This window comes from Thermopolyspora sp. NPDC052614 (assembly GCF_040678635.1).
Classification (GTDB): Bacteria; Actinomycetota; Actinomycetes; order Streptosporangiales; family Streptosporangiaceae; genus Thermopolyspora.
In genome coordinates, this window is sequence record NZ_JBFATZ010000025.1 from 13,167 (window position 1) to 38,642 (window position 25,476).

Annotated in this window: 22 protein-coding genes; 16 read left to right on the forward strand and 6 right to left on the reverse strand. The window is 69.5% G+C overall.

Annotated elements, in window-relative coordinates; genetic code table 11:
• Window positions 1-70 precede the first annotated feature (70 nt).
• Window positions 71-361: a hypothetical protein gene (locus tag AB0K60_RS33480; protein ID WP_364064434.1), complete on the reverse strand. Its 291-nt coding sequence runs from the start codon at window positions 359-361 to the stop codon at window positions 71-73.
• A gap of 33 nt (window positions 362-394) precedes the next feature.
• Here AB0K60_RS33480 and AB0K60_RS33485 point away from each other — a divergent pair, with 33 nt between their 5' ends.
• The gene (locus tag AB0K60_RS33485) at window positions 395-1,075 is read left to right on the forward strand and encodes a hypothetical protein (protein ID WP_364064437.1); all 681 of its coding nucleotides are present in this window, start codon (window positions 395-397) and stop codon (window positions 1,073-1,075) included.
• 298 nt (window positions 1,076-1,373) lie between these two features.
• On the opposite strand, the gene AB0K60_RS33490 is transcribed toward AB0K60_RS33485, so the two are convergent.
• The gene (locus tag AB0K60_RS33490) at window positions 1,374-2,036 is read right to left on the reverse strand and encodes a GntR family transcriptional regulator (protein WP_364064440.1); all 663 of its coding nucleotides are present in this window, start codon (window positions 2,034-2,036) and stop codon (window positions 1,374-1,376) included.
• A 131-nt stretch (window positions 2,037-2,167) separates the two neighbouring features.
• On the opposite strand from AB0K60_RS33490, the gene AB0K60_RS33495 reads away from it, so the two are divergent.
• The 6 genes from AB0K60_RS33495 to AB0K60_RS33520 all read left to right on the forward strand — a co-directional run bounded on the left by AB0K60_RS33495 (window position 2,168) and on the right by AB0K60_RS33520 (window position 9,609).
• The gene (locus tag AB0K60_RS33495; RefSeq protein ID WP_364064443.1) at window positions 2,168-3,826 is read left to right on the forward strand and encodes an L-lactate permease; all 1,659 of its coding nucleotides are present in this window, start codon (window positions 2,168-2,170) and stop codon (window positions 3,824-3,826) included.
• A complete protein-coding gene (locus tag AB0K60_RS33500) occupies window positions 3,826-5,211 on the forward strand; it encodes an FAD-linked oxidase C-terminal domain-containing protein (protein WP_364064446.1) in 1,386 nt (461 codons plus the stop codon). The genes AB0K60_RS33495 and AB0K60_RS33500 overlap by 1 nt, the downstream gene beginning before the upstream one ends.
• Complete coding sequence (locus tag AB0K60_RS33505) at window positions 5,208-6,419, forward strand: (Fe-S)-binding protein (protein WP_364064449.1); 1,212 nt, start codon at window positions 5,208-5,210, stop codon at window positions 6,417-6,419. Before AB0K60_RS33500 ends, AB0K60_RS33505 begins: the two co-directional genes overlap by 4 nt.
• 21 nt (window positions 6,420-6,440) lie before the next feature.
• Entirely contained in the window at window positions 6,441-6,860 is a 420-nt protein-coding gene (locus AB0K60_RS33510; protein WP_364064452.1) for a RidA family protein, read from the forward strand.
• Between the two features lie 194 nt (window positions 6,861-7,054).
• Complete coding sequence (locus AB0K60_RS33515) at window positions 7,055-8,278, forward strand: FxsB family cyclophane-forming radical SAM/SPASM peptide maturase (protein WP_364064455.1); 1,224 nt, start codon at window positions 7,055-7,057, stop codon at window positions 8,276-8,278.
• Window positions 8,275-9,609, forward strand: coding sequence for an HEXXH motif domain-containing protein (locus tag AB0K60_RS33520; protein WP_364064458.1), 1,335 nt, complete (start codon window positions 8,275-8,277; stop codon window positions 9,607-9,609). The genes AB0K60_RS33515 and AB0K60_RS33520 overlap by 4 nt, the downstream gene beginning before the upstream one ends.
• Before the next feature lie 43 nt (window positions 9,610-9,652).
• On the opposite strand, the gene fxsT is transcribed toward AB0K60_RS33520, so the two are convergent.
• Window positions 9,653-12,268, reverse strand: a complete 2,616-nt coding sequence (gene fxsT / locus AB0K60_RS33525) for an FxSxx-COOH system tetratricopeptide repeat protein (protein WP_364064461.1) — start codon at window positions 12,266-12,268, stop codon at window positions 9,653-9,655.
• Between the two features lie 202 nt (window positions 12,269-12,470).
• On the opposite strand from fxsT, the gene fxsA reads away from it, so the two are divergent.
• From fxsA to AB0K60_RS33545, 4 genes are all read left to right on the forward strand, one after another.
• A complete protein-coding gene (fxsA, locus tag AB0K60_RS33530; protein WP_364064464.1) occupies window positions 12,471-12,641 on the forward strand; it encodes an FxSxx-COOH cyclophane-containing RiPP peptide in 171 nt (56 codons plus the stop codon).
• 133 nt (window positions 12,642-12,774) lie between these two features.
• On the forward strand, window positions 12,775-13,656 hold the full coding sequence (locus AB0K60_RS33535) for an SIR2 family protein (RefSeq protein ID WP_364064647.1): 882 nt from the start codon (window positions 12,775-12,777) through the stop codon (window positions 13,654-13,656).
• Complete coding sequence (locus AB0K60_RS33540; RefSeq protein ID WP_364064466.1) at window positions 13,656-15,707, forward strand: tetratricopeptide repeat protein; 2,052 nt, start codon at window positions 13,656-13,658, stop codon at window positions 15,705-15,707. Before AB0K60_RS33535 ends, AB0K60_RS33540 begins: the two co-directional genes overlap by 1 nt.
• A 158-nt stretch (window positions 15,708-15,865) precedes the next feature.
• Entirely contained in the window at window positions 15,866-17,299 is a 1,434-nt protein-coding gene (locus AB0K60_RS33545) for an MFS transporter (protein WP_364064468.1), read from the forward strand.
• Window positions 17,300-17,673: 374 nt separating this feature from the next.
• On the opposite strand, the gene AB0K60_RS33550 is transcribed toward AB0K60_RS33545, so the two are convergent.
• Together AB0K60_RS33550 and AB0K60_RS33555 are read right to left on the reverse strand one after the other, a co-directional pair.
• Window positions 17,674-18,012 (reverse strand): hypothetical protein, encoded by a 339-nt coding sequence (locus AB0K60_RS33550; RefSeq protein ID WP_364064471.1) that lies wholly within the window; start codon window positions 18,010-18,012, stop codon window positions 17,674-17,676.
• Between the two features lie 14 nt (window positions 18,013-18,026).
• On the reverse strand, window positions 18,027-18,740 hold the full coding sequence (locus AB0K60_RS33555; protein WP_364064474.1) for a hypothetical protein: 714 nt from the start codon (window positions 18,738-18,740) through the stop codon (window positions 18,027-18,029).
• 476 nt (window positions 18,741-19,216) lie between these two features.
• On the opposite strand from AB0K60_RS33555, the gene AB0K60_RS33560 reads away from it, so the two are divergent.
• Genes AB0K60_RS33560 through AB0K60_RS33580 form a run of 5 tightly spaced genes read left to right on the forward strand, consistent with a single transcriptional unit; the run spans window position 19,217 to window position 24,449 of the window.
• Window positions 19,217-20,248: a LacI family DNA-binding transcriptional regulator gene (locus AB0K60_RS33560; protein ID WP_364064476.1), complete on the forward strand. Its 1,032-nt coding sequence runs from the start codon at window positions 19,217-19,219 to the stop codon at window positions 20,246-20,248.
• The gene (locus AB0K60_RS33565; protein WP_364064479.1) at window positions 20,245-21,459 is read left to right on the forward strand and encodes an extracellular solute-binding protein; all 1,215 of its coding nucleotides are present in this window, start codon (window positions 20,245-20,247) and stop codon (window positions 21,457-21,459) included. The genes AB0K60_RS33560 and AB0K60_RS33565 overlap by 4 nt, the downstream gene beginning before the upstream one ends.
• Window positions 21,460-21,511: 52 nt before the next feature.
• On the forward strand, window positions 21,512-22,630 hold the full coding sequence (locus AB0K60_RS33570; RefSeq protein ID WP_364064482.1) for an ABC transporter ATP-binding protein: 1,119 nt from the start codon (window positions 21,512-21,514) through the stop codon (window positions 22,628-22,630).
• Window positions 22,627-23,580: a sugar ABC transporter permease gene (locus AB0K60_RS33575; protein WP_364064485.1), complete on the forward strand. Its 954-nt coding sequence runs from the start codon at window positions 22,627-22,629 to the stop codon at window positions 23,578-23,580. Before AB0K60_RS33570 ends, AB0K60_RS33575 begins: the two co-directional genes overlap by 4 nt.
• Window positions 23,577-24,449, forward strand: a complete 873-nt coding sequence (locus AB0K60_RS33580) for an ABC transporter permease subunit (protein WP_364064487.1) — start codon at window positions 23,577-23,579, stop codon at window positions 24,447-24,449. The genes AB0K60_RS33575 and AB0K60_RS33580 overlap by 4 nt, the downstream gene beginning before the upstream one ends.
• An 80-nt stretch (window positions 24,450-24,529) precedes the next feature.
• On the opposite strand, the gene AB0K60_RS33585 is transcribed toward AB0K60_RS33580, so the two are convergent.
• On the reverse strand, window positions 24,530-25,342 hold the full coding sequence (locus tag AB0K60_RS33585) for an SAM-dependent methyltransferase (RefSeq protein WP_364064490.1): 813 nt from the start codon (window positions 25,340-25,342) through the stop codon (window positions 24,530-24,532).
• Window positions 25,343-25,476 lie beyond the last annotated feature (134 nt).

A 25,476-nucleotide genomic window follows, 5' to 3' on the forward strand; every position in this document is an offset into this window, starting at 1 on the left:
CCCACGGTAACGTCGGACGACGATCGTCCCGCGCGTCGGCGACAGTTCTGGATCAAGGGACGGCGTCCTGTCAGCCGGGCGGCGGGTTGAGGGGGTGTGCGGCGGATAGCCATGCCTCGGGGTCCGTCGCGTCGATGGGATAAATGAAGAACATGTCGGCTTGTCCGGATGTCATGCTGTCCTCGGCCCACAGCCGGCCGCAGCGGGTGCACCGCAGCACCCCGAGCCAGCGGGAGTCGTCGCGGGCGACGACGGTCAGCAGGTGGGCGATGCCGGTGTGGTGCCCCGCCAGTGCCAGTGCCTGACGTTGGGTCCGCGGGGCCGCCCAGGCGTCGTGGCCGCAGGGGCAGGGGTCGGTCACGATGTCGAGAGTACGTCGGGAGCGCGAGGTGCCGTGGAGCGGGTTGAGTGGACCAAGTCGGCCGATGGCCGATGGACGCGGACGCGATGGCTTCTCGACGAGGAGACGGTACGGCGGTGGCTGGCGACGATCCGGCCACGGGACTGCGTGTTCAGCGACGTGATCGAGGTCGCGGACCCGGCGATCGCCGTACGGCCGCTGGCCCAGGCGCCGGTCGTCGCCCTGCTGCTCGCCGGGGTGACGAGGACGGGGCCGGTCCTGGCGGGGCTGGTGGCCGGCGGGTGGAACGGCGACGCGGAGGCGTTGGCCCTGACCCGTTTCCTCGCCGACCGTTTCCCGCCGGGCGTTCCGATTCCCGCCGTGTCGGACCGGTGGCTGCCCGCTTTGCGGGACATCGCCCAGGGCGAGCCCGGCGACCCGGTCGCGCACGGGCTGTTCCCCAGCGTTCCCGGCAAGCTCGCCCGACTGGCGCTCGCCCGCGCGGGCGAGCCTTCGGCGCGGGCGGTCCGGGCCGCCGCTCTCCGGGCGTACGACCGGGGCCGTCCTTACCATGCCCACGATGCCCTGGCCTGCGCGATCGTGCATCCGGGCGTGGACGCGGCGGCGCTCGTCGCCGAACTCACCGCCGCCGCGCCCGCTCGCGGGTGGCGTTCGCGCCGCAAGACGCATCGCGTCATCCGCTGGGCACGCGACGCGGGGCATCTGAGCGGGTAGTGCCGCCGTCCTTCCCCGGCGCGGTTCGCCGGCTCAGCAACGTCCGGCGTTCCCGCCCTCGGCCTGCTCCGTACGCTGCCGCGACCTGTTCACGCACCGCAGGTCGACCAACATTCGCGACGCCGGGCATGGCCTTCGCCGCCTCGATCACCGGACCAGGCCGGGATGGTGCGCGGCGAAGATGACGGCCACGTCCACCCGCTCGTGTCCCACCGGTCGCCCGGCGGACACCACATCCACTCTGATGTTCCACAGACGCGTCGGCGCCCTGGATGCTGCTCGCCCGCGGGAACCTGGGTCAGGTTTCGGCGAAGACCTGGCGAAGGGAGCGGCAGGCGCCGTCGAGGTGGTCGCGCATGCGGCGGACGGCCTCGTCGGCGTCGCCGGCGCGCATCGCCTCCAGGATGCCGCCGTGTTCGGCGACGATGCGTTCGCGGCCGAGGGTGTGCCGGGTCTGCACCATCGACAGGTGGACCTCGCCTCTGATCTGGCGGTAGAGGCGGTCGTAGCGGGGGCTGCCGACGGCGTCGACGAGGGACTGGTGGAAGCGCAGGTCGGCCTCGACGAAGGCGGCGTGGGCGGCGGTGGCGTCGATGTGCTCCAGGTCGGCGACGGCGCGGGCGGCCTCGATGACCGGGACGGCGTCGCGGGCGATCAGGATGCGGACGACCTCGGTCTCCAGCGGGATGCGGATGAGGAACAGGTCCTCGATGTCGGCCTGGGAGAGGCGGGGGACGCAGGTCCGCTTGTTGGCCTCGCGGTACAGGAGGCCCTCGTGCACGAGGGCGGTCAGGGCGCTGCGGGCGGTGGGGCGGGAGACGCCGTAGGCGGTGGCGATCTCGGCCTCGGTCATCGTGCTGCCCGGCGGGATCTGGCCGTCGAGTACGCGGTCGCGCAGGGAGGCCACGAGGGCGTCGACGACCGAGACGGTGGACAACCGGAGTGCGGCGTCCCGGGGCATGCACACCTCCCACGTGGGCTTTGTCCCCATTCTGACACGACGGATGAAATGCACTGTTGACATACAAGACACATTGTCTGACACTTTGCCGAACGGGGGTGATGCGACAAACCGGACGTAAGGAGCAGGTCGTGGAGGGCTACCGGCAGGTTTTCGACCCCGTGGCGGGGTCGCTCGGATGGAGCGCGCTGTTCGCCGCGCTTCCTCTGGTCACACTGTTCGTGCTGCTCGGCGCGCTGCGCTGGAAGGCATGGAAGGCATCGCTCGCCTCGCTCGCGGTGGCCCTCGGCGTGGCGATCTTCGCGTACGCGATGCCGGTCGGCCAGGCGATGCTGGCCGCGAGCGAAGGGGCGGCATTCGGCCTGTTCCCGATCATCTGGATCGTGCTCAACGCCCTGTGGATCTACAAGCTGACCGAGGTCACCGGGTGGGACGCGGTGCTACGGAGGGCCTTCGGCTCGCTCTCCGACGACCAGCGCGTCCAGGCCGTGATCATCGCGTTCTGTTTCGGGGCGCTGCTTGAGGCGCTGGCCGGTTTCGGCACGCCCGTCGCGGTCTCCTCGGTGATGCTGATGGCGGTCGGCCTGCGGCCGATGAAGGCGGCGGCGGTCTCCCTGGTCGCCAACACCGCGCCGGTCGCCTTCGGCGCGATCGCCGTACCGATCACCACGCTCGGCAAGATCACCGGGTTGGACGCGGGCACGCTCGGGGCGATGGTCGGCCGGCAGACGCCGGTGCTGGCGCTGTTCGTGCCGCTGCTGCTGGTGTTCATGGTGGACGGCAGGCGCGGCGTGCGGCAGGTGTGGCCGGTGGCGCTGGTCGGCGGGGCCGCGTTCTCGCTCGCGCAGTTCATCAGCGCCAACTTCCTGTCGTACGAGATCACCGACATCGTGGCCGCCTTCGTGGGCGCGCTGGCGATCGTGGGGATGCTGCGGGTGTGGCGGCCCCGCGAGGTGCTCGCCGCGCAGGAGGCGATGCCGGTGGTGGCCGGGGCGTCGGTGACCGACGAGCGGTTCGAGGCCGTTCAGCGGCGGCGGGCGACCGGCGAGGGGTCGGCGCTGATGGCGTTCGCCCCCTACCTGATCGTGGTCGTGCTGTTCGCCGCGACGACCGTGGGGCCGATCAAGACGTGGCTGGCCGCGCACTCGGGGTGGGCGTTCGCGTGGCCCGGCCTGGACGTGGTCAACGCCGAGGGCAAGGCGGTGTCGGCGACGACGTTCAACTTCAACCTGTTCAGCGCGGGCGGCACGACGCTGCTGGTGGCCGGGGTGCTGACCGCGCTGCTGTACCGGGTCGGGATGAGCCGGACGCTTCGGGCGTACGGCCAGACCGTGCACCAGTTCCGGTGGACGATCGTCACGGTGATGGCGGTGCTCGCGCTCGCGTACGTGATGAACCTGTCCGGGCAGACGGTGACGCTGGGGTTGTTCCTCGCGCAGACCGGGTCGGTGTTCGCCCTGCTCTCGCCTATCGTGGGGTGGCTGGGGGTGGCGGTCACCGGGTCGGACACCTCGTCGAACTCGCTGTTCGGCATGTTGCAGTACGCGGCTGCGGAGCAGACGGGCATCCCGGCCTATCTGCTGGGAGCGGCCAACACCACGGGGGGTGTACTCGGAAAGATGATCTCACCACAGAACCTCGCGATCGCGGCGGCGGTCGTCGGGCTCGAAGGCCGCGAGGGCGAGCTGTTCCGCAAGGTGGTCGGCTGGGGCATCGGCCTGCTCGTCGCGGTCTGCGTGCTCGTCTACCTGCAGTCGACGCCCGTGCTCGGCTGGATGGTCGTGGGCTGATGATCTCGCGTGCGGACCTGGCCAGGGCGCTCGCCGGCATCGTGGGCGACACACACGTACGCGTCGACGACGGCGCCCTGGCCGCCCACGCCCGCGACGCCACACCGCTGTTCGAGTCGCTGCCCCAGGCGGTGGTGTATCCGGGCAGCGCCGAGGAGGTGGCGGCCGTGCTGCGGTACGCCACCGCCCACCGGGTGCCGGTGGTGCCGCGCGGCGGCGGGTCCAACCTGTGCGCGGCGGCCGTGCCCCTGCACGGCGGCATCGTGATGGTGCTGACACGGCTCGACCGGATTGTGGAGGTCAGCCGGGAGGAGTTGCTGGCGCGGGTCCAGCCGGGCGTGACCACCGCCCGGCTGGGCGCCGCGGCGGCCGAGCTCGGCCTGCTGTACGCCCCCGACCCCGGCAGCCACACCGTGTCCACGATCGGTGGCAACATCGCCACCTGCGCGGGCGGGCTGCGCGGGCTCAAGTACGGCGTGACGCGCAACTACGTGCTCGGCCTCGAGGCCGTGCTCGCCACCGGGGAGATCATCCGTACCGGAGGGCGGCTGTGGAAGGACGTGGCCGGATATGACCTGACCCGGCTGCTCACCGGGTCCGAGGGCACGCTCGCAGTGATCACCGAGGCGACGGTGGCGCTGCTGCCGAAACCGAAGGAGAGCGGCACCGGCCTGGCCTACTTCGCCTCGCTCGCCGACGCGTCCCGGGCGGTGACGGCCGTGATCGCCGCCGGGATCGTGCCCGCCACGCTGGAGTTCCTCGACCGCAAGTGCATCACGGCCGTGGAGGATTTCGCGCGGCTCGGGCTGCGCGACGACGCCGGGGCGCTGCTGCTGTTCGGCGACGACGGGGAGGCCGGGGCGGTCGCGGGCAACCTCGACCGGATCAAGGGCGTCTGCGTCGACAACGGCGCCCTGGAGGTGACGCTCGCCGAGAACGTCGCCCGCGCCGAGGCGCTGCTCGCGGCGCGGCGGTGCTCGCTGCCCGCGCTGTCGCGGCTCGGGCCGCTCACCGTGCTGGAGGACGTCACCGTGCCGCGGCACCGGCTCGCCGAGATGGTGGACCGCATCGACGAGATCGCGGAGCGGCACGAGCTGCTGATCGCCACCTTCGGACACGCCGGGGACGGCAATCTGCATCCGACGTGCGTGCTCGACCCGCGCGACACGGCGGCGATCGAACGGTGCCACCAGGCGTTCGCCGAGATCTTCTCCGCGGCGATCGCGCTCGACGGCACGATCACCGGGGAGCACGGGGTGGGCGCGGCCAAGCTGCCCTACCTGGCCGAGCGGCTCGGCGCCGACCAGGTGGCGCTGCTCGGGCGCATCAAGCAGGCCTTCGATCCCGCCGGGATCCTCAACCCCGGGAAGCTGGGCTCCTCATGATCGATCATTCCGCCTTCGACGGCCCGTCCGCCGCCGCTCCCGAGTGCGCCGAGCCCGGCGGCCGGTCCATCTTCGATCCGCAGTTGCTCGATCGGTGCATCTCCTGCGGGTTCTGCCTGCCGGTGTGCCCGACGTACAAGCTGACCGGCCAGGAGACCTCCTCCCCGCGCGGACGAATCACCCTCATGCGGGCGTTGGAGACAGGCCGCCTCGAACCGGACGATCCGACGCTCGCCGAGGAGGCATCGTTCTGCCTCGGCTGCCGAGCATGCGAAACCGTCTGCCCCGCCGGGGTGCAGTACGGCGAGTTGCTGGAACAGTGGCGCGACCATCAGTGGGCCGGTCGGAGGCGTCCGCTGATCGCCCGGCTGCTGATGGCCGTCGTGTCACGCACCGGACTACTCAAACTGCAGGGGCTGGTACGGCGGTACGCCAAGGTGCGCCGAGCCGAACCCCGCCCCGGCGTACCCGACGACGCCACGCCCCGCCCCGCAGGCGAAACCCCCTCCCTAATGCTGGGCTGCGTCGAACGCGGCCTATACCCGCAGGTGTCCCAGGCCGTCCTGCGACTGCGCCCCGAACTCGCCGTCCCCCCGAACCAGGGCTGCTGCGGCGCGCTGCACGCCCACAACGGCGACTCGGCCGCCGGCCGGGAACTCGCCCTCAAGCTCGGCGAACGCCTCCCCGGCACGATCGTGACCACGGCCGGCGGCTGCGCCGCCCACCTCGCCCACCACCTGGGCCGGGACCGGGTCGCCGAGCTGAGCGACTACCTCGACCGAACGGGCCACCGCCCCTCCGGCGAGGTCCGTATCGGCGGGCGGCGAGCGCGGGTAACCCTCCAGGACTCCTGCCACCTCCGCAACGGCCTCGGCGTCACCCGCCCGCCCCGCGAGCTGATCGCCGCCGTCGCCGACTACGTCGAACTCCCGGGCGCCGCCGACTGCTGCGGCGCGGCCGGCACATACTCACTGCTCCGCCCCGCCGACAGCCGCGCCGTACTCGCCCCCAAAACCGCGGCGATCGAGGCGGCCAACGTCGACTACATCGTCGCGCTCAACCCCGGCTGCCTGCGCCAACTCCGCCAAGGCCTGCGCCGCGCCCGCAGCACCGTAAAGGCGATCCACCTCGCCGAACTCCTCGCCATGGCGGCGAACACGACAGACGACAAGAAAGGGAACACCACGGCGAATTCGACACGCCCCTGACCCGCCCGCGAAGATGCCGCCATGACACCCCGCAAGCTGATCTCCAGCGGCTCAACCTTCGAGAACTCCATCGGCTACTCCCGCGCCGTCGTCGTCGACGGCTGGGTGCACGTGTCGGGCACCACCGGCTTCGACTACACGTCGATGACCATCTCCGACGACGTGGCAGAGCAGGCACGGCAGTCCCTGCTCAACATCGAGGCCGCCCTGACGGAGGCGGGCTCCAGCATGGCCGACGTGGTCCGGGTCCGCTACATCCTGCCCAACCCGGCCGACTTCGAGCCATGCTGGCCGGTCCTGCGCGAGTTCTTCGACGAGGTACGCCCCGCCGCCACCATGATCTCCTGCGGCCTGGCCGACCCGCGCATGCGCATCGAAATCGAGGCCACCGCCCGAATCGGCAGCGGCGTCCCGGCGAGCCGGGCGGCGACCGAAGGATGACAGGGAGCGTTCCACCGGCTCCCCCTGCACAGCCAAATGTCTCACGCCCGGGTTTCCCCTGGTCAGAACCGTGCTGAATATATTCCCGAGAACGCGCATGAATTGCACGTCCGTAAACAAGCTCCAAATTGATACGATTTTCTGATACGGTATTGATTCCATCGTTAATGCCGGGCCGTGCGGGAGTTCCCAGCGTGAGCACCGACATCGAAGGACCGACGAGACGGACGCCGCCGGAATGGCCCGCCACGCTCGACGTCGCCCGGCTGGCCGCCGGTGAGTGGCGGCCCACGCCCTTCCGGCAGTTCATCCTCAAGGTGCACAGCCGCTGCGACCTCGCCTGCGACTACTGCTACGTTTACACCCTGGCCGACCAGAGCTGGCGGTCCCGGCCCAGGCGGATGCCGCGTCCTTTGCTGCGGGCGGCGGCGCGCCGCATCGCCGAGCACGCGCACGCGCACGGGCTCGACGGAGTCCGGGTGATCCTGCACGGCGGGGAGCCCCTGCTCGCCGGACGCGACTACCTCGCCGAACTGGTCGCCACCATGCGCGAGGCGCTGAACGGCGTGGACGTCCGGTTCTCGGTGCAGACCAACGCGATGCGGCTGGACGAGGACTTTTTGCGGCTCTTCGCCGAGCTCGGCGTCCGAGTCGGGGTCAGCGTCGACGGGGGGCCCGAGGCCAACGACCGGCATCGCCGTACGGCCGACGGGCGCGGCAGCCACGCGCGGGTCGCCGCGGCCCTGCGACTGCTCGCTGGGTTCCGCCAGGTGTACGGCGGGCTGCTGTGCACCGTGGACCTCGCCAACGATCCCGTCGAGACGTACGAGGACCTCCTCGCCTTCGAGCCACCGCGCATCGACTTCCTGCTGCCGCACGGCACGTGGGCCGCGCCGCCGCCCGGCCGGACCGCCGATCCGCGGCACACGCCGTACGCGGACTGGCTGATCGCGGTGTTCGACCGCTGGTACGGCGAGGGCCGCGGCGCCACCGGGGTGCGGCTCTTCGAGGAGATCATCCACCTGCTGCTCGGCGGCCGATCCGGAGTCGAGGCGCTCGGCCTCACCCCGTCCAGCCTGGTGGTGATCGAGACCGACGGCACGATCGAGCAGTCCGACTTCCTCAAGGTGGTCGGGCACGGCGCGCCGGCGACCGGGCTGAACATCGTCGACCATCCCTTCGACGCGGCCCTGTCGCATCCGGGCGTGGTGGCCCGCCAGCTCGGCTGGGCGGCGCTCGCCGACGAGTGCCGGGCATGCAGGTTCGCCCGCGTCTGCGGTGCCGGGCTGTACGCCCACCGGTACCGTCCGGGCAGCGGCCACCGCAACCCTTCGGTCTACTGCCCCGACCTGTACCGGCTGATCGAGCATGTCCAGACCCGGATCCGGCGCGACCTGAGCGGGGGAAACCCACGGTGATCCGCAGGCACCGGATCCCCGAAGGGCTCTTCTCCGCCCTCGCGCACGGCGCCGGCGGCGAGCCCGCGATGCGGTTCCTCGCCGGCACGGCGCGCAGCAAGCATCTGCTGCTCACCCGCCACGTGGTGGCCCTGGCCGCACGAATCGGACACGAGCGCGCGGGCGAGCTGGCCGAGGCGTACGAGCTGCTCGCCGCGCTCCACGAGGAACACCCGGCAGCGGTGGAGCAGGTGCTGCCCCACCCCCCGGTGGGCACGTGGGCCCTGCGCCTGTCCCGCGCCCTGCCGCACAAGGCGGCCGGGCCGGTGGCGCTCGGGTACCTTCCGGGCATGGCGGTCGCCGCGGCCGTACGGGCCGGGACGAGCGTGACGCTGGAGTTCACCGTGCCGCAAGGGCGAGTGGTGCTCCCCTCCCTCGGCGTCGCCCGGCTCCCGGTCGGCCGGGACCACCGCGCCACCCGGGTGACGGTGCGGGTGAAGAACGGCGCCGGCGAGGTGGTGGGGGCGGGAACCGGCGCCGAAATCCCAGACGCGCCGGATCGGTACGCGACCGGCTGGACGGGCGTGCGCACGCTGACCGCCCGGGCCGGCTCCCGGACGCTCACCGTACTCCTCGACGACCTGGACCCCTACCGGCTGCCGGAGAGCCGGCCCGCGCCGCGGCAGCGCCCCGCCGCCCTGGAGCGCTGGCGGCAGGTGCTGGAGGAGGGCTGGCGGCTCCTCGTTTCCCACCACCGCCTGTACGCCGAGGAGGTGGCGGCCGGGATCACGACGTTCGTGCCCATGCATCGGCCGCGGGGCCGACACGTGAGCGCCACCTCGCGGCACGCCTTCGGGGCCTTCGCCGTGTCCCTGCCCGATGACGGCAGGATACTCGCCTCGCTGCTCGCGCATGAGATCCAGCACGCCAAACTGTGGGCGCTGCTCGACTTGGTGCCGTTGACCGAGCAGGCCGTGGATACCGGGCGCACGCTGTGGTACGCCCCGTGGCGCGAGGATCCGCGTCCGCTGGTGGCATTGCTCCAAGGCGCCTACGCGCATCTCACCGTGGCCGCTTTCTGGCGCGTGCAGCGTTTCCTCGACGAGGGCGAGGACGCGATGCGGGCGCACGGCGAGTACGCGCGATGGCGGCAGCACACCAGCGACGTGGTGGACGCCCTACGTGCCAGCGGTCGGCTCACGCCCGCCGGGGAGGAGTTCGTCGCGGGCATGCGGGAGACCCTCGACGGGTGGCGGGGCGACGACGTGCCGCTCACGGCCGCGCGCCGGGCCCGGGACGCGGCGAGCGCACACCATCGGGCGTGGCTGGAACGCAACCGGCGAGGGACCTGACCCCCGGCACGGCCCTTCCCGCGGGCCGTGCCCGGTCTCCGGATCAGACGGGGGGCGGCTCGAAGTCGAGGTCGATGCGCACGCGCTGACGCACCAGCCGCAGGTCCGGGTAGTCGTCGCCCAGGGTACGGCGCAGCGCGTCCAGCGTTCGCGCCCGCAGCTCCTCCGCTCGCTCGGTGTTGCCCATGGCCTCCTCGTCGAGGGCGAGGTTCGCGGCGCAGGCGAGCGTATGCGGGTGCGTTTCGCCGAGGACCACGCGGCAGCGGTCGAGGCCGTCGGCGTCGAACTGGCGGGCGTCCTTGACCTGGCCCAGTTCGGCGAGGGCGCTGGCCAGGTTGGTGGCGCAGACAAGCGTGTAGTGATGATCCTCGCCGAGGCTCCGCAGCAGGCTCTCGCGCGCCGCCTCCAGCATGTCCCGGGCCGCGGCGGGGTCGCCGAGCAGCCGCAGGGCGATGGCGAGGTTGTTCCGTGAGGCGTGGACGAAGGGATGATCCGGGCCGAGCACGCGGGCGTACCGGTTAATCGTCTCCCGCAGCAGTGCCGCGGAGGACGGGTAATCCCGCATCAGCCGGTGGGCATTGGCGAGGTTCACCGCCGCCGCGAGCGAGTTGGGATGGTTCTCGCCGTACGCCCGGCGGTAGCGGTCGTACACCTCCTGTCCGAGGTCGAACGCCTCGGCGTACGCGCCCGCCTTGCGACGGGCCGCCGACAGCTCTCTGGCCTGCGACAACACGTCGGGGTGGTTCTCGTCCAGGAGGCGCTGCCGGACGATTTCCTGGTAGGTGACGTACGCCCGCTCGCTGCGGTCGCGTGCCTCCAGGTAGCGGCCGACGAGCCGCAGGTCACGGCTGATGGCGTTGAGGGCGTACACCACGCGCCAGTTGTCGTCACTGCCGTAGTAGTCGCGGCGTTCCCGGTAGCCCTGCTCGTCCAGGCGCAGCGCGTCCTCGTAGCGGCCGAGCAGGACGTAGTCGAGGGCGAGGTTGTTGGCGACGCGGAAGGTGTTGGGGTGGTGCGCGCCGAAGACCCTGCGGTGCCGGGCGAGGGTCGACTCGTCGAGGGCGAGCGCGCCGGTGAAGTCGCCGAGCGCGCGCAGGATGCCGCCGTGCATGTTGTTCATGAGCAGCGTCTCGTCATGCTCGGGACCGTAGGAGGCCTCCAGGCGCTCCCGTGTGGCGTCGCTCAGCTCGAAGGCCTGCCGGTAGAGGCCCTGGGTGTGCAGCAGGTTGACCTTGTGCCGGGACATGACGAGCAGGTACAGGTCGTCCGGGCCGCTCACCCGGGCCCAGTGCTCCAGGGCGAGGTCCGCGGACTCCTGGCAGGCGTCCAGGTCGCCGGTGACCAGCAGGTAGCGCACGACGTTGGCGGCGAGCCTGCGCACCTCCGGGTCCTCGGACTCGACGATGGCGGCGGGGCCGACGTGCGCCACCAGGTCGTCGTACTCCGGCCACTTCTCCACGTCGTCGGGACGGTCGGGGTCGGCGGCGGCGAGCAGCAGGTGCACGTCCCTCCGGCACACGGCGCGCTGCTCGGGCGCGAGATCCTCCCGGATCAGGGTCTGGATGATGCGGTGCATCTGCAACGTGCGGCGATGGTTGTCGATCCGCGCCAGCGCGTAGCGGCCCAGCTCGCGCACCGCCTCGCTCATCCGGTACGGATCCTTGATCGTGTCGCGCAGCGGGGACGGGCCGAGGACGTGCCGTCCCAGCAGGATCAGGTCGAGCGGGATCGGCTCCGGGCCGAAGTAGGCGCAGCGGTACAGCAGTTCCATGGCGTGCGGCATCTGCTCGCGCAGCCGCGCCACCGACATGCTCCACGCGGCCGCCACCGGCACCGGATAGTCCAGCGGCGTGCCCTGCGCGAGGATCTTGCCGGCCTCCACGTCGAGACGCTCGAGGTAGACCCCCACCGTCATCGCGGTCTCCGCCATGAGAGCGCCCGCCTGCTCCAGGGCGAGGGGCAGGTCGCCGAGTTTCTCGGCGAGCCGATCCGCCTCCTCCCGGCTGATGCCCGGCACCCGGCGTTCCAGGAACTCCAGGCTCTCGTTCCGGGGGAAGACGTTCACCTCGAGCGTGTCCGCGCGGCTCTGCCAGCGGTGGTTGCGCGAGGTGATGAGCACATGGCCGGGCCCGTGCGGGATCAGCTCGTGAAGTTCCTCCGGCTGGTCGGCGTTGTCGAACACCAGCAACCACCGGTCGTACGGCACGCCCCGGCGCAGCGCGTCGCGCACGGCCTCGATGGCGTCCTCCACACGACCGGGGGCAATGCCGGTGATGCCGAGCCGGGGGGCGAGCGCGGCCAGCGACGACCGCATCAGAGCGGGCTGGTCGGCGGGGACCCACCACACCACCTGATAATCGTGCGAATGCCGGTAAATGTACTCGATCGCGAGCTGCGTTTTCCCCACTCCGCCAAGACCTTGCAGCGCGTGCGGAAGAAGCGCGGTCACCTCCGAGTCGAGTCGCCGCCGCAATTGCCGCAAAAGATCGGAGCGTCCGGTGAAATTCGTGTTGCGTTGCGGGACATTACCCCACACCACAGGTGCCGTCAGGCGAGGAGGCAGTCCGCTGTTGGTCTCCGAACCGGGCACTCCCAACCTCCTCACGAGAGACGCCAATGGCCCATATACTAACCCCTGAATTCCGCCGCATGGAGGCACCGGAAACGGACGTCCGTAACAGTGGTAAAGATCGGCCGATTCTGGGCTCTCTCTTCCCGGGAAGCCTCTGGCTATGGACGTCGGGCGGCGTCTTGCGTATCAAGGAAGTGGTGAGCACGATCAGGCCGTAAACCGCAGAAGATCGGCGCGGGAGGGTGGCCGACGACTCGCCGAACGAATTTCATGAGAAGGAGTTGCCCGTATGACTGGTGATTCGATCGGACTCGAGACCGACCTCATCGACGCGAGCGGACTCTCCTTGAACGACATCACGAAGTTCGACGATTCGATTCTCGGCCACGCACTCCACCGCATCCTCCAAGAGGCCGGGGGAACCGACGATCCCATCGCCGAGTTCGACGCGAGCATCTGACGACAGGGCGCGAACGGATCACCACGTCCGTCGACGTCCCGGCTCGGGCCGCCTGGCGCCGCCGGTCGGCCCCGGCTACATTCATCCACCGTCGAGAGAGTGAACCTCCACCCTCCAGTCAACGGCGGTGGCCATGCGAGAGTCCGACTGGAACCGGTTGATCGACGTGTTGACGCGCGGCGAGTGCACGCCCTTTCTCGGGGCGGGCGCCTGCCATCCCACACTGCCCACGGGGCGGGAACTGAGCGAAACGTGGGCGGAACTGGTCGATTACCCTTTTGAGAATCGCGGTGTGCTGCCGGAGGTGATGGACTTCGCGTCGGTCACCTACGGCGACCCGATCTACGTCAAGCAGCGGGTCGTCCGCATGCTCACCGAACGAGGACATCCCGATTTCGCCGACGAACACGAACCGCACGCCCTGCTCGCCCGGTTCCCGTTACCGGTCTACCTCACGACGAACTACGACGATTTCATGGTCCGCGCCCTGCGGCGGCAGCGTAAGCGCCCCCGAGCGTTGTCCTGCCCCTGGTATCTGAACCCATCGGAGGTGGCCCAGGCGCCGGAGGACGACAATCTGACACCCCGGGCGAAGGAGCCCGTCGTCTTCCACCTGCACGGGAACGCCGCCGACGCGCGATCGCTCGTGCTCACGCGGACGGATTACGTCGAGTTCCTGGTGAATCTCACCAAGGACTACGCCGCGGACGACCGCAAGCTGATTCCCACGGAGATACGCCCGTGGCTCACCAACTATCCCCTGTTGTTCCTTGGCTACAGCCTGCAGGACTGGACGTTTTCCGTGCTGTTCCAAGGACTGCTGAAAACGATCTCCGAGCTGCAGCACCGGCGGCACATCAGCGTGCAACTGCCGCCTCCCGGACGCGGGATCGACGACCAGAAGAGAGCTCAGGATTATTTAACAAGATACTTTGATAGATGGAATATCTCTGTATATTGGGGTACGGTTAATGGCTTCTGTCAGGAGCTACGCCGCCGGGTGGGGTGGAGCTGATGAGCGTGCTCACCGACAACCCTTACGTGGGACTCCGCCCCTACGGCGCCGGTGACCAGGACCGTTTCTTCGGCCGCTCGCGCGAGTCGCGCGAGGTCTCCCACCTGTGGCAGAGCAACCGACTGGTGGTGCTCTACGGACCCTCCGGGATCGGCAAAACGTCGCTGCTGCACGCCGGCGTACTGCCCGCGTTGCCGTCCGACCGGATCGACGTGCTGCCGATCGGCCGGGCCTCGCACGGCTCGTCCTTCCCCACCGCCGCCCTGCCTCGGCACAACCCCTTCACGTTCGCGCTGCTGTCGTCGTGGTCGCCGACGGACTCGCCGCTGCGGCTGTCCGGACTCACCGTGGCCGAGTTCCTGCGCCGCCGCCCCCGCAAGTCCGACCGGTACGGCGACGCGGTCCCCCTACTGTGTGCCATCGATCAGTTCGAGGACGTACTGGCCCCGGGCACTCCGTGGACCCGGCACCGGGATGCCTTCCTCGGCCAACTCGGCGACGCCACCAAGGAATTCCCCCACCTGCGCCTGCTCATCTCGATCCGGGAGGACTCCCTGGGCGGCCTGCTGTCGCGCGAAGCCGATCTCGCCGGCCACGCCCGGGCCAGGATCCGGGTCAGTCCGCTCGCCCAGGAGGCCGCGCTCGCCGCCGTGGTCGGGCCGGTCACCGGCACCGCCCGGTCGTTCGCACCCGGCGCGGCCGAGAGCCTGGTCCGGGATCTGCGCACGGTGGAGATCACCGATGTCCTCGGGGAGCGCCGGAGCATGATGTTCGACACGGTCGAGCCGTGGCAGCTCCAGGTGGTCTGCTCAGCCCTGTGGGAAGGGCTGCCCGCCGACGCCGAGGTGATCACCACGGCGGATGTGCACCGGTTCGGCGACGTCGGCAGGGCGCTCACCGATTTCTACCGCCGTACGGTGCGCCAGGTCGCCGCCGACTTCGGCATTCCGGAGGGACGGCTGCGCACCTGGCTGGAGCGGGTGTTCGTCACCGAGCTGGGCACCAGGGGCACCGTGTACGAGGGGCTGAGCGAGACCGGCGGCATGCCCAACGCCGTCGCCCGGGCCTTGGAGGAACGCCACGTGCTGCGGTCGGAGCGCCGGGCCGGCGCCCGCTGGTACGAGCTGCAGCACGACCGCCTCGTCGCACCGATCCGGGAGGCGAGCCGATCCTGGTCCGGGCCGGGGCCCCAGGAGGCGGCCGAGCCCCAGACGACGCCCGGGCCCGCGGACTACCTGCGGGCCGCCGAGGCCGCCCTCGCGGACGGCGAGGTGAGCCTGGCCGAGAAGCACGCCGGTGAGGCCTCCCGGTTGTCGGCCGGGGACGCGGCCCGTGTGCAGGCGGAGGCCGAGTCGTTCCTCGGCAACATCGCGTTCCTGCGCGGGCGGCACGAGGCCGCCGAGCGGCACTACCGGCAGGCGGCCCGCCTGTTCGAGGTGCTCCAGTCGCCGGGCGCGGTGGCCCGGCTGCTGGCCGCCATCGGCCGCATCCTGATGGAGCGGGGCGAGTACGCCGGCGCCATCGAGGAACTGCGCACCGCGGTGGACCGGCTGCCCGGTGACCTCGCCCTGCGGGTCGAGCTGGCCCGGGCGCTCTGGTTCTCCGGGCAACTCAACGGCGCCTCGGCGTTGTTCGGCTCGGTGCTGACGGTCGCCCCAGAACACACCGAGGCGCTGTCGGGCCGCGGCCAGGTGCTGCTGGAGCTCGGCGATCACGCCGCGGCCCTGGATGATCTGGAGCGGCTGATCCGGCTTCGCCCGGAGGCCGCCGTCGACCCCGAGGTACGGGCGGCGAGGGCGCTGGCGCTGGCCGGGGTGGGCCGGCAGGCGGAGGCGCTGAGCGAGGCGACGGCCGCCGTGGACGCTGCACCGGGCAGCGGCCCGGTCCTGCTCCGCGCGGGCGAGGTGGCGGCGTCGGCCGGCGAAGCCGGCGACGCGATCGAGCGTCTCCGGCTCGCCCTGGATGCCGCCGCGCCTTCCCTTGCCCGGCACCAATTCGCCCACGCCCGGGAGATGCTTTTGGGGCTATTAGGGCCAGATTCCTCCATATAGGAGTTCTTTGGGGTGTTACCACTCTCAAGACCTTTTCATTCGCCTATGGCAAAGCTCTTCCCATGACTTCTCGCCCACTTCCCATCGCGTTGCGGATCATCCCCGACGACTAGGCCATAATCCGAAGGAACGCATTTAGGGGACAGGACGCAGGAGGCATGGGGCTCAAGCGCCAGACGACCGCCTTTTATTGGGCCTGGGCGGGGTCAACGACCTCCATGTTGGGCTCCCGGACCCTGAGTGTCGCCTACCCGCTGCTGGCGCTGACCCTGAACGGGTCCGCCGTCGAGGCGGGGTGGGTGGGTTTCGCCTGGACCGTGCCCGCCCTGCTCTTCTACATTCCGGCGGGCGCGTTGGTGGACCGCTGGAACCACCGCAGGGTGATGCTGTACAGCGAGGCCGTCAGGGGCTGCGCCGTCATCAGCGTCTGCGCCCTCCTCGCGGTGGGTCGGCTGGAACTCGGGCACCTGCTGGCGGTCGCCTTCGTCGAGGGCGCGCTCGGGGTGTTCTACTCGCTCGCCGTGGCCGCGCTGATCCCGTCGCTCGCCGCCGAGGGACGGCTCCTCCCGGCCCTGGCGAGCAGCGAAACCAGCAATCACGCGGCGGTGCTGATCGGGCGACCGCTGGGCGGCTTCCTGTTCGGCATCGGACAGGCCATACCATTTCTGGTCAATTCTGGACTATTCATCCTATCAATCGTCGCGACTACCCGGCTCCCCCGAACGGCAAGCGGCACCCCACCCGCGACCGATGACGCACCCACGCCCGGCGGAATGCTGGAAGGCTTTCGCGAACTGTGGCAATTCCGAACGCTCCGCGCCGCCACCGCCATGATCGGACTCACCAATGCGGTGGTTCATGCACTCATCATGGTTTTTGTCGCTCTGGCCGTCTCGGAGAATGTCACCCCGCTGAACGTGGGCTGGGCCATGGCGGCGACCGGCGTCGGCGGAGTGCTCGGCGCCCTCGGGGCCCCTCTCAGCCAGCGCTGGGCCCGAAGGTTCCTCAGCGGCACCTGGTCGCGCCGACCGCCCCGCATCAAACGCGTCTCCATGCTGCTGGTGCACACCTGGCTGTGGGTCATCGCCCTGCTCATCCCGCTCGTCTGCGGCACCGCCTGGTGGTCCTTCGCCCTGGCGCTGGCCGTGATGGGCCTCGCCGGGGCACGCAGCAACATCACCATCAGGACCCTGATCGCCCTCCACGTGCATCCCGGCAAGGCGGCCCGGGTGCTCGGCGTCTACCGACTGGTCGGCTACAGCACGATCGCCCTGGGTCCGCTGCTGGGCGGCATGCTGATGAATTCCGCGGGCCCCACCGGCGCCGTGGTCGTCCTGCTGTCGGCGATGCTCGCCTTCTCGCTGCCGGCAACCTTCTGGCCGCCGGCCCGCCGTACCTTCTTCCACGAAGGGCCCCAGCCACCGGCCACGCGCAAGGGAACGAGCAGCGAGACGGTGGCGCTCAAGCGGACCGCCGAGACCGGCCCCGGCCCGCGCGGCGCCTCCGGCGGTCAGCCACGAGGCGAAGAGGTCGCCGCCACGCGGTCGGGCGAGGTGTGGAAGCAACCCCACAAGCCCCGCGAAACCACGTAAGTCATCCGTCGGAAAGGCGTATTTTCCGACCTGGCGACCCACCAGAAGATGAGCGCACCGGCGATTCGGCTTCGGCGAGGGCCTCACCGTCCACCCCGCCGCGCCTCAGTACCTTCCGCAGGTGGGCTCGGGCCTGGCGTACCAGGGAACCGGGCTCCAGCACCCACAGCTTCTCACAGGGAATTGCCAGTAGGCCGGAATTGTCGCCGACTGCGACGCACCATAGCGGGTTGGGTCGCGCGGCTGCCGCGGCCGTCCTACGTCGGGCCTTGCCATTGAATGTTTTTCATCCTCGGGCTGCTTCATGGTTTTGCAGGAGGGCGATGGACTTGCACAGGTGACCGGCATGCTGGGGCTGCAGCGGAGCCTGCGCATCACGCCCGGGGGACAAGGCTCGCCGGCATTGCCCTCGGCGGATCGGCGTAGAAGGCGTGGGTCCGCTCGACCTCGCGTTTCCAGACGAGGTGGAGCGCTCGATCGGTCCTTGGCACCTCGTAACCCAGGCCGGCGAGGATCTCTCGGAACTCCGGATTGACATCGGCGTCCGGCGAGGAGACAAGCGCGGATAAAAGGGGGCCAGTGTTTTTTGCCAGCTCATCGATGCTCACAAGCGCGGCGATGGGGAGTGGACCCTCCGTTTCCGTTTCCTGCAATAGATTCTGCACGGTAATGGTGGTCTGGCTGCGTGCAACCCTCTTCAGGACGGCGGTCAAGCTGTTGCTGATGGTTACAGGGGCCGCAGATTCCTGCTGCGCATGATCTTCAGCAACGGGGTGACGATTCCTGTATCGGCGATCTCACAGTTACTCAGCGCCACCCACTCCAAATCGCCATCGCTTGTCTCCGTGCCCACTTTGACGACGCGGGTTCCGTCTACCGCCTCGCAACGCACCCGAAGTGCGTATCCGTCGCGATCCACCAAGTACTTCGCGGTCGCGATCGCCTTCGGGCCCAGCATCCAGTCGACATGGCGAAGCCGGGTACGGAGCGCTGCGTCTTCCTCCGCCCACTCGTCGGCCGAAAGGTTGACGAACTGGACTTTGAGTGCAGCATGGCCTGGTCTCAGGTTTACCAGCAGGTCCGTGCAGTGACCGTTGATCACGGTGCCCTGGAAGCGCTGTGAGCTCTTCGCGAGGGAAGTCAGGCCGCGATGGACATAGAGGTGATCGGCACTGTCGGCGCCGACGTGACGACGCTCGCAGTCCGGGGCAAGCCCCATCGGGTCGGGGTGGTGCGCGAAGTGGCAGACGCGGTCACGGTAGAGCTTGCCCATGAGCTCCCACCCGCAGCCGCCGAGAGGGGTTCCGCAGAAGAAGCGTTTGCCTTTGTAGCGCGACAGGTAGAGCGCCGCCTCCCTGTGGTCGGTGGGGAGAGAAAGCGGATCGTCGGAGCTGGGGCTGCCGAGCACTGCGGTCTGGACTCGGCGATTGTCTTGTGTCATGGCATCTCGCGGATCTCCACGAGGTCGGGCCAAGCGGACTCGGCCGGCGACCACGGCATAGCCGTCCTGGGGTCGGTGGGGCTCAGACGGCAAGAATCATGATCGGACGGTCCAGGATCTTACGCCTCGATGAGTGTCCGCCCTCCTGCGCACACGATTGCCGATCGCAGTGTCTGTCGACAGATGCCCTGATGCTGCCGTGGAGGAGTGCGGCGCCGGTCTCCGTCTTGAGCCTGGGGCGAGGCGTGGGAGCGGTTCCACGGCGCGTAAGTTTGCGTGTGTCATCTGCGTGATACGTCGTACGTCATTTGGCGTAGTGGTGCGGATGCGGGTTTGGATCTTGTTGGTGGGGGCGTTTTTTCTGGTCAGAGAGGGCTTTAGGGGGGCTTTCTCACAGTCTGGATGAGTGTCTCGTCAGGAGTTTTTCGTTCGGTGTTATTGACAGGTTCCACAACCGCTTTCATTCTGGGGACGCCATGGAAGACGTAACCGAGGTTTCCGGGGGCGCGCGGCCTGTGACGATTCACATGGTCGCGGCGTCCGCCGGGGTGTCCGCATCGACGGTGTCTCGCGCGTTGAACTTTCCCGAGCTTGTGAAGCCGGGGACGCGGGAGCGGGTGCTGGCGTGTGTTGAGAGGCTTGGGTATCAGCCGAATCGGGCCGCTCGGTCGCTTGCGTTGGGGCGGACGGCCTCGTTGGGGCTGATCGTGCCGGACATTGCGAATCCGTTCTTTGCGCCGTTTGTGAAGGTTGTGCAGTCGCGGGTGCGGGAGGCGAACTATGCGTTGTTTCTCGCTGACACGGATGAGGATCCGGCCACTGAGGTTGAGCTGGCGTTGGCCATGTCGCAGCAGGTGGATGGGCTGATTCTGTGTTCGCCGCGGATGCCGGGGCGGAAGTTGCGGACGATCGCGGCCAAGACTCCGGTCGTGGTGGCCAACCGGGTGAGCCGCAGTGTGCCGTCGATCGCGTTGGACTTTGGTCCGGGGATTCGGCAGGCGGTGGCGCATGTGCATGCGCTCGGGCATCGCAGGTGTGCGTTCCTGTCGGGGCCGAGCGGGTCGTGGTCGAATCAGCAGCGTCTGCGGGCGTTCAAGGCCACGTGCGAGTCGTACGGGATCGAGCTGGTGGTGCTTGGGCCGTACGAACCGCAGTTCAGCGGCGGGTATCGGGGGGCCGATGAGGCGCTCGCGGCCGGGGTTACGGCCGTGTTCGCCTTTAATGACCTGTCCGCCCTCGGCGTCATGTCACGGCTGTCGGACCGCAATGTGCGGGTGCCCGACGAGATGAGCGTCGTCGGGTTCGACGACGTCGAGGTGGCGTCGATGACCTCTCCACCGCTCACCACCGTGGCGATTCCCGTCGACACGGTGGCCAAGGCCTCCGCTGCCCTGCTGTTGTCGCTGCTGGCCGAGACCACCCCTCAGCGGCCGGCGGCGCAGGAGCTGGCGACGCGCCTCGTGATCCGGAACACCACCGGAGTGCCCAAGGAGGACCAACAATCATGAAAACCCCCCGCCTGTCCCTCCTCGCCGGATTTCTCGTGCTCGGGCTGGCCGTCGCGGCCTGCGGCGCCCCCGAGCCCGGTCAGGGATTCGTGCCCGAGCCGGCCGCCGCGGACGTGAAGATGCCCAGTGAGCCGGTCACGCTCAACATCGTCGACGTCGCGGGCAACCTGCAGCTCACGCAGCAGATCTTCGACAACTACGCGGCGGCGAACAAGGACAAGGTCGCCCGGATCACCTACACCAAGGTGACCTCGCCCGAGCTGGCCGGCAAGGTCAAGGCGCAGCAGGACGCCGGGCGGCTCGACATCGACCTCGTGCTCACCGGGACCGACGGGTTGTCGGCCGGGCTTGAGCAGAACCTCTGGGTGGACCTTGCTGGGAAATATCAGGACAAGTTGCCGCAGGCGAACTACCTGGAGCCCGCCGCCAAGATGGCCGAGCTCGCCCAGGGCAAGGGCGTGGTGATCACCTACTACCCGTCCGGGCCGCTGATCGAGTACAACCCCAAGACCGTGCCCAACCCGCCCAAGACGGCCGAAGAGCTGCTTGAGTGGGCGAAGAACAACCCGAAGAAGTTCTCCTACGCCCGACCGGCCAACTCGGGGCCGGGCCGTACCTTCATCATGGGCCTGCCGTACATCCTGAAGGACTCCAACCCGATGGACCCGGTGAACGGCTGGACCAAGACGTGGGAGTACCTGAAGGAGCTCGGCAAGTACGTCGAGTACTACCCGACCGGCACCACGCAGACGATGAAGGAGCTGGGCGAGGGCACCCGGGACGTCATCGTGTCCACCACCGGGTGGGACATCAACCCGCGCGTGCTCGGCCAGGTGCCCAAGGACTTCAAGGTCGGCACGCTGGAGGGGTTCACCTGGGTGACCGACGCGCACTACATGGTCGTGCCGAAGGGCATCTCCGGCGAGAAGCTCGCCGTGGTGCTCGACCTGATGAAGTACTCGCTGCAGCCGCAGCAGCAGGCGATCACCTTTGACAAGGGCTACTTCTACCCGGGCCCGGCCGTGCAGGGCGTGACGCTCGACATGGCGCCGGCGGAGAGCCAGCAGGCGATCAAGGACTTCGGGCGTCCGGAGTACGACCAGCTCATCGAGAGCAACCCGAAGGCCGTCCCGCTCGACGCGAAGGCGCTGGTCGCGGCGTTCGACAAGTGGGACAAGGAGGTCGGCGGGGACAAGGTGAAGGCATCGTGAGCACCGGCACGTACGTCGGTCCCGTGATCTGGGTGTCCTAGGAGGAGTGGGCATGAGTGACGGGGTCGTCGAATCGGAGAAGCCGCAGGACGGTTTCGACGCCCTGCGCATGGAGGGCGTGACCCGGCGGTTCGGGAACGCCGTGGCGTTGCGCGAGCTCGACCTCACCATCGCGGGAGGGGAGTTCATCGCCCTGCTCGGCCCGTCCGGCTGCGGTAAGTCGACGGCCCTGAACTGTCTGGCCGGATTGCTGCCGCTGAGCGGCGGCAGCATCTGGCTGGACGACAGGCGCATCGACACGCTTCCGCCGGAGCGGCGCGGGTTCGGCATGGTGTTCCAGAACTACGCGTTGTTCCCGCACCTGTCGGTGCGCAAGAACGTCGGCTTCGGGCTCTCCATCCGGGGGGTCGGCAAGGCCGAGACGCGGCGGCGGGTGGACGAGGCGCTGAAGCTGGTGGAGCTCACCGAGCACGCCGAGAAGCTGCCCGGCCAGTTGTCGGGCGGTCAACAGCAGCGGGTCGCGATCGCCCGCGCGATCGTGATCCGGCCGCGGCTCGTGCTCATGGACGAGCCGCTGTCGAACCTCGACGCGAAGCTGCGGCTGCAGATGCGCACCGAGATCCGGCGGCTGCACCAGTCGCTCGGCCTCACGACCGTGTACGTGACCCACGACCAGGAGGAGGCGCTCGCGCTCGCCGACCGGATCGTGGTGCTGCGCGGCGGCAAGGTCGACCAGGTCGGTACGCCGGAGGAGGTGTACACCGACCCGGTCAACACCTACGTGGCCGGGTTCATGGGATATCGCAACCTGCTGGAGCTGCCGGTGGCCTCCCGCGACGGCGGCAAGGCGGTGCTCGCCGAGCCCGGGTTGCGCCTGACGGGGGTGATCCGGGAGGCGTTCGTCGGCGGTACGGCCGTCGCCGCGATCCGCCCCGACGATTTCCGGGTCGCGCCCGAGGCAGGAGCCGGCGAGGAGCGGGACGCGATCCGGATCACCGTGGAGGTGGTGGAGTTCCACGGCCGCGAGGTGGCCGTGGAGGGCGTCACCGAAACCGGACGGGTGATCCACGCCCGGCTCTCCGAGCGCGTCGCGCCCGGCGACAAGCTGGACGTTTACGCGCCGCCGGAGCGGGTGCTCGTCTTCGGTCCCGGCGGAGAGACGGGGGAATGATGGCCGAGCCCCGCACGCTGACGAGGAAACCCGCGGGGGACGCCGGTGCCGTGGGCGCGTCCGGGGTCGGCGCGCCCACCACCCTCCGCCACCGGCTCGCCGAGCGCGGCATCGACCGCCTGCTGCTGTTGTTGCTGCCGGCGCTCGCCACGATCATCGCGTTGTTCCTCTATCCGATGATGTACGGCGTCGGCCTGTCGTTTCAGCCGCGCAGCGGCGGGATCTTCGCCAACTACGTCAACTTCTTCACCGACCCGTACCAGAGCAGCACGATCTGGAAGACGATGCGGCTGGCGCTGCCCGCCGCGGTGTTCAACGTGGCGGTGTCGGTGCCGATCGCCTACCGGCTGCGCGGCCGGTTCCGGGGCAAGCGGTTGCTCACCGCGATCCTGGTGCTGCCGGTGACGCTCGGCACGGTGCTCGTCGCCGACGGCATCCTGCGGTACTTCGGGCCGCGCGGCTGGTTCAACCGGGTGCTGATGGAGCTCGGGCTCATCGACGAGCCGCTGCGGCTCATCTACAACTACTGGGGAGTCATGTTCTCCCTGGTGATCACCGGGTTCCCGTTCGCGTTCCTGCTGGTGCTGTCGTACATGTCGGGCATCGACCCGACGTTGGAGCGGGCGGCGGCGACGCTCGGCGCGGGCCCGTGGCAGCGGGTGCGCCGCATCACGCTGCCGCTGCTGGCGCCGGGGCTCGCCACCACGTTCATCCTGTCGTTCGTGCTGGCGTTCTCGGTGTTTCCGTCGGCGAACCTGGTCGGCGAGCCCGCCGACGAGACCCGGGTGATGGCGATCGCGGCGTACCAGGCGGCGTTCGAGAAGTACGACTACACGATGGCGTCCACGATCGCCGTGCTGATGGGCGCGTTCGAACTGATCGTGATCGGGCTGGTGATGCTCTGGCGCGGGCGGTTCTACGCCGGTCACACGGGAGGGAAGGGGTCATGAGCGTGATGCGGACACAGGCCTCGCCGGGGTTTCTCCGGCGGGCGCTGCGCGGTGGGCCCTTCGCCTGGATCGTGTGGGGCGGGGTCGCGTTCTTCCTGCTCAACCTCGCCGCGCTGATCTTCTCGGTGGTCGTCAACTCGTTCGCGGTGACCTGGTTCGAGGGCTGGCTGCCGTCGGGGCTCACCACGGCCTGGTACGGCGACGCCTGGCAGGAGTTCGGCCTCGCCGATGTGCTGCTGGTGACGTTGATCGTCGCGTTGACCGTGGTGGGGCTGTCGCTGCTGCTCGGCGTGCCCGCGGCGTACGCGCTGGCCCGGCGGGACTTCGTCGGCAAGCGGGCGGTGATGGTGCTGCTCCTGCTGCCGGTGCTGCTGCCGCCGATCACGTACGGCATCCCGCTGGCGACGGTGATGTACAACGTCGGCCTCGCCGGGTCGCTGGCCGGGGTGATCGCGGTGAACCTCGTGCCGGCGCTGCCGTTCGTGGTGCTGGTGATGACGCCGTTCATCGAGCAGATCGACACCAATGTGGAGTCGGCGGCGCGGATGTGCGGCGCGGTCACCCGGCAGGTGTTCACCCGGATTCTGGTGCCGCTGCTGATCCCGGGCATCCTGGCGGCGGCGGTGCTGGTGCTGGTGCGCACGGTGGCGATGTTCGAGCTGACGTTCCTGGTCGCCGGGCCGGACAGCCAGACGCTGATCGTGGCGCTGTACAGCGCGGCGTTCACGCCGGGCATCCGGGCGGCGCAGGCGATCGACGCGATGGCCGTGCTGTACACGCTGCTGTCGTCGGTGCTGCTGGTGCTGGCGCTGTCGTTCGTCAACCCGACGCAGATCGTGGCGCAGGTCAAGGAGGTCGCGCCGGAGTAGAGCCGGAGTAGGTCGGCGCGGATCGGTCCGACCGGTCCGACCGCACAGTGCGGTTGGACCGGTCAGTGCGTTCTGACCGGTCAGACGACGCGGGCGACGCCCCAGGTCACCCACGCCTTGCTCGGCCGCTGGACGAAGAAGGGCGACTCGGGGCGCCACTCGCCGGCGTACACCAGGCCCGGCTCGACGAGTTCCATGCCGTCGAAGAAGCGCAGCACCTCGGCCCGTTTGCGGGAGGCGTCCTCCTCGCGGCGTAGGATCCTCCGGTAGATGTCGACGATCGGTTCGGCCAGCTCGGGGCGCTCGTCGAAGACGACGTGGCTGATCGCGATGAAGCTGCCGCGGGCCAGCCCGTCGCGGAGCCTGGCCACGCACTTGAACGGGTCGTCGGCGTCGGGGATGTACTGCAGGACCCCCCGGATGATCACGCCCACCGGCAGGTCGAGATCGATCAGGCGGCGCAGCGCGGTGTGGGCGAGCATCTCGCTCGGGTGCAGGATGTCGCCCTCGACGACGGCGACGCGCGGATCCGCCGCGAGGATCGCACGGGCGTGCGTGAGCACGATGGGGTCGTTGTCGACATAGACGGTGCGCACGTCGGGCCGCAGTTCCCGCGCGACCTTCTGGGTGTGGTCCTGCGTCGGCCGGGCGGTGGCCACGGTGATGAACTGATCGATGCCCTCACCGGCCAGAAAGCGGACGATGCGTTTGTGGCCCGCCTGCTCTTCCTGCGCCATCTCTTTGATCTCCGGGGCGATCGCGAGCAGCGCGTCCGCGGCCTTGCGGTCGGCGGCGAAGTTGTCCTTGCCCCCGATGAAGTAGTCATGCATGCGGGCAAGACTGGGCGTGCTGGTATCAATGCCTCCGAGGCGCCTGCGCAGCTCCTCGTTCATCCGTTGTCCCTTCCACGTCCCGATCCTTCCGCGTGACCCCACTTCCCGCAGTCGAAACACTACGACTCACAACCCGTTATGGCCACAGGTGGGACGCGGGTTTCTTGAATCAATCCAGGGAAGTACATGCCGGT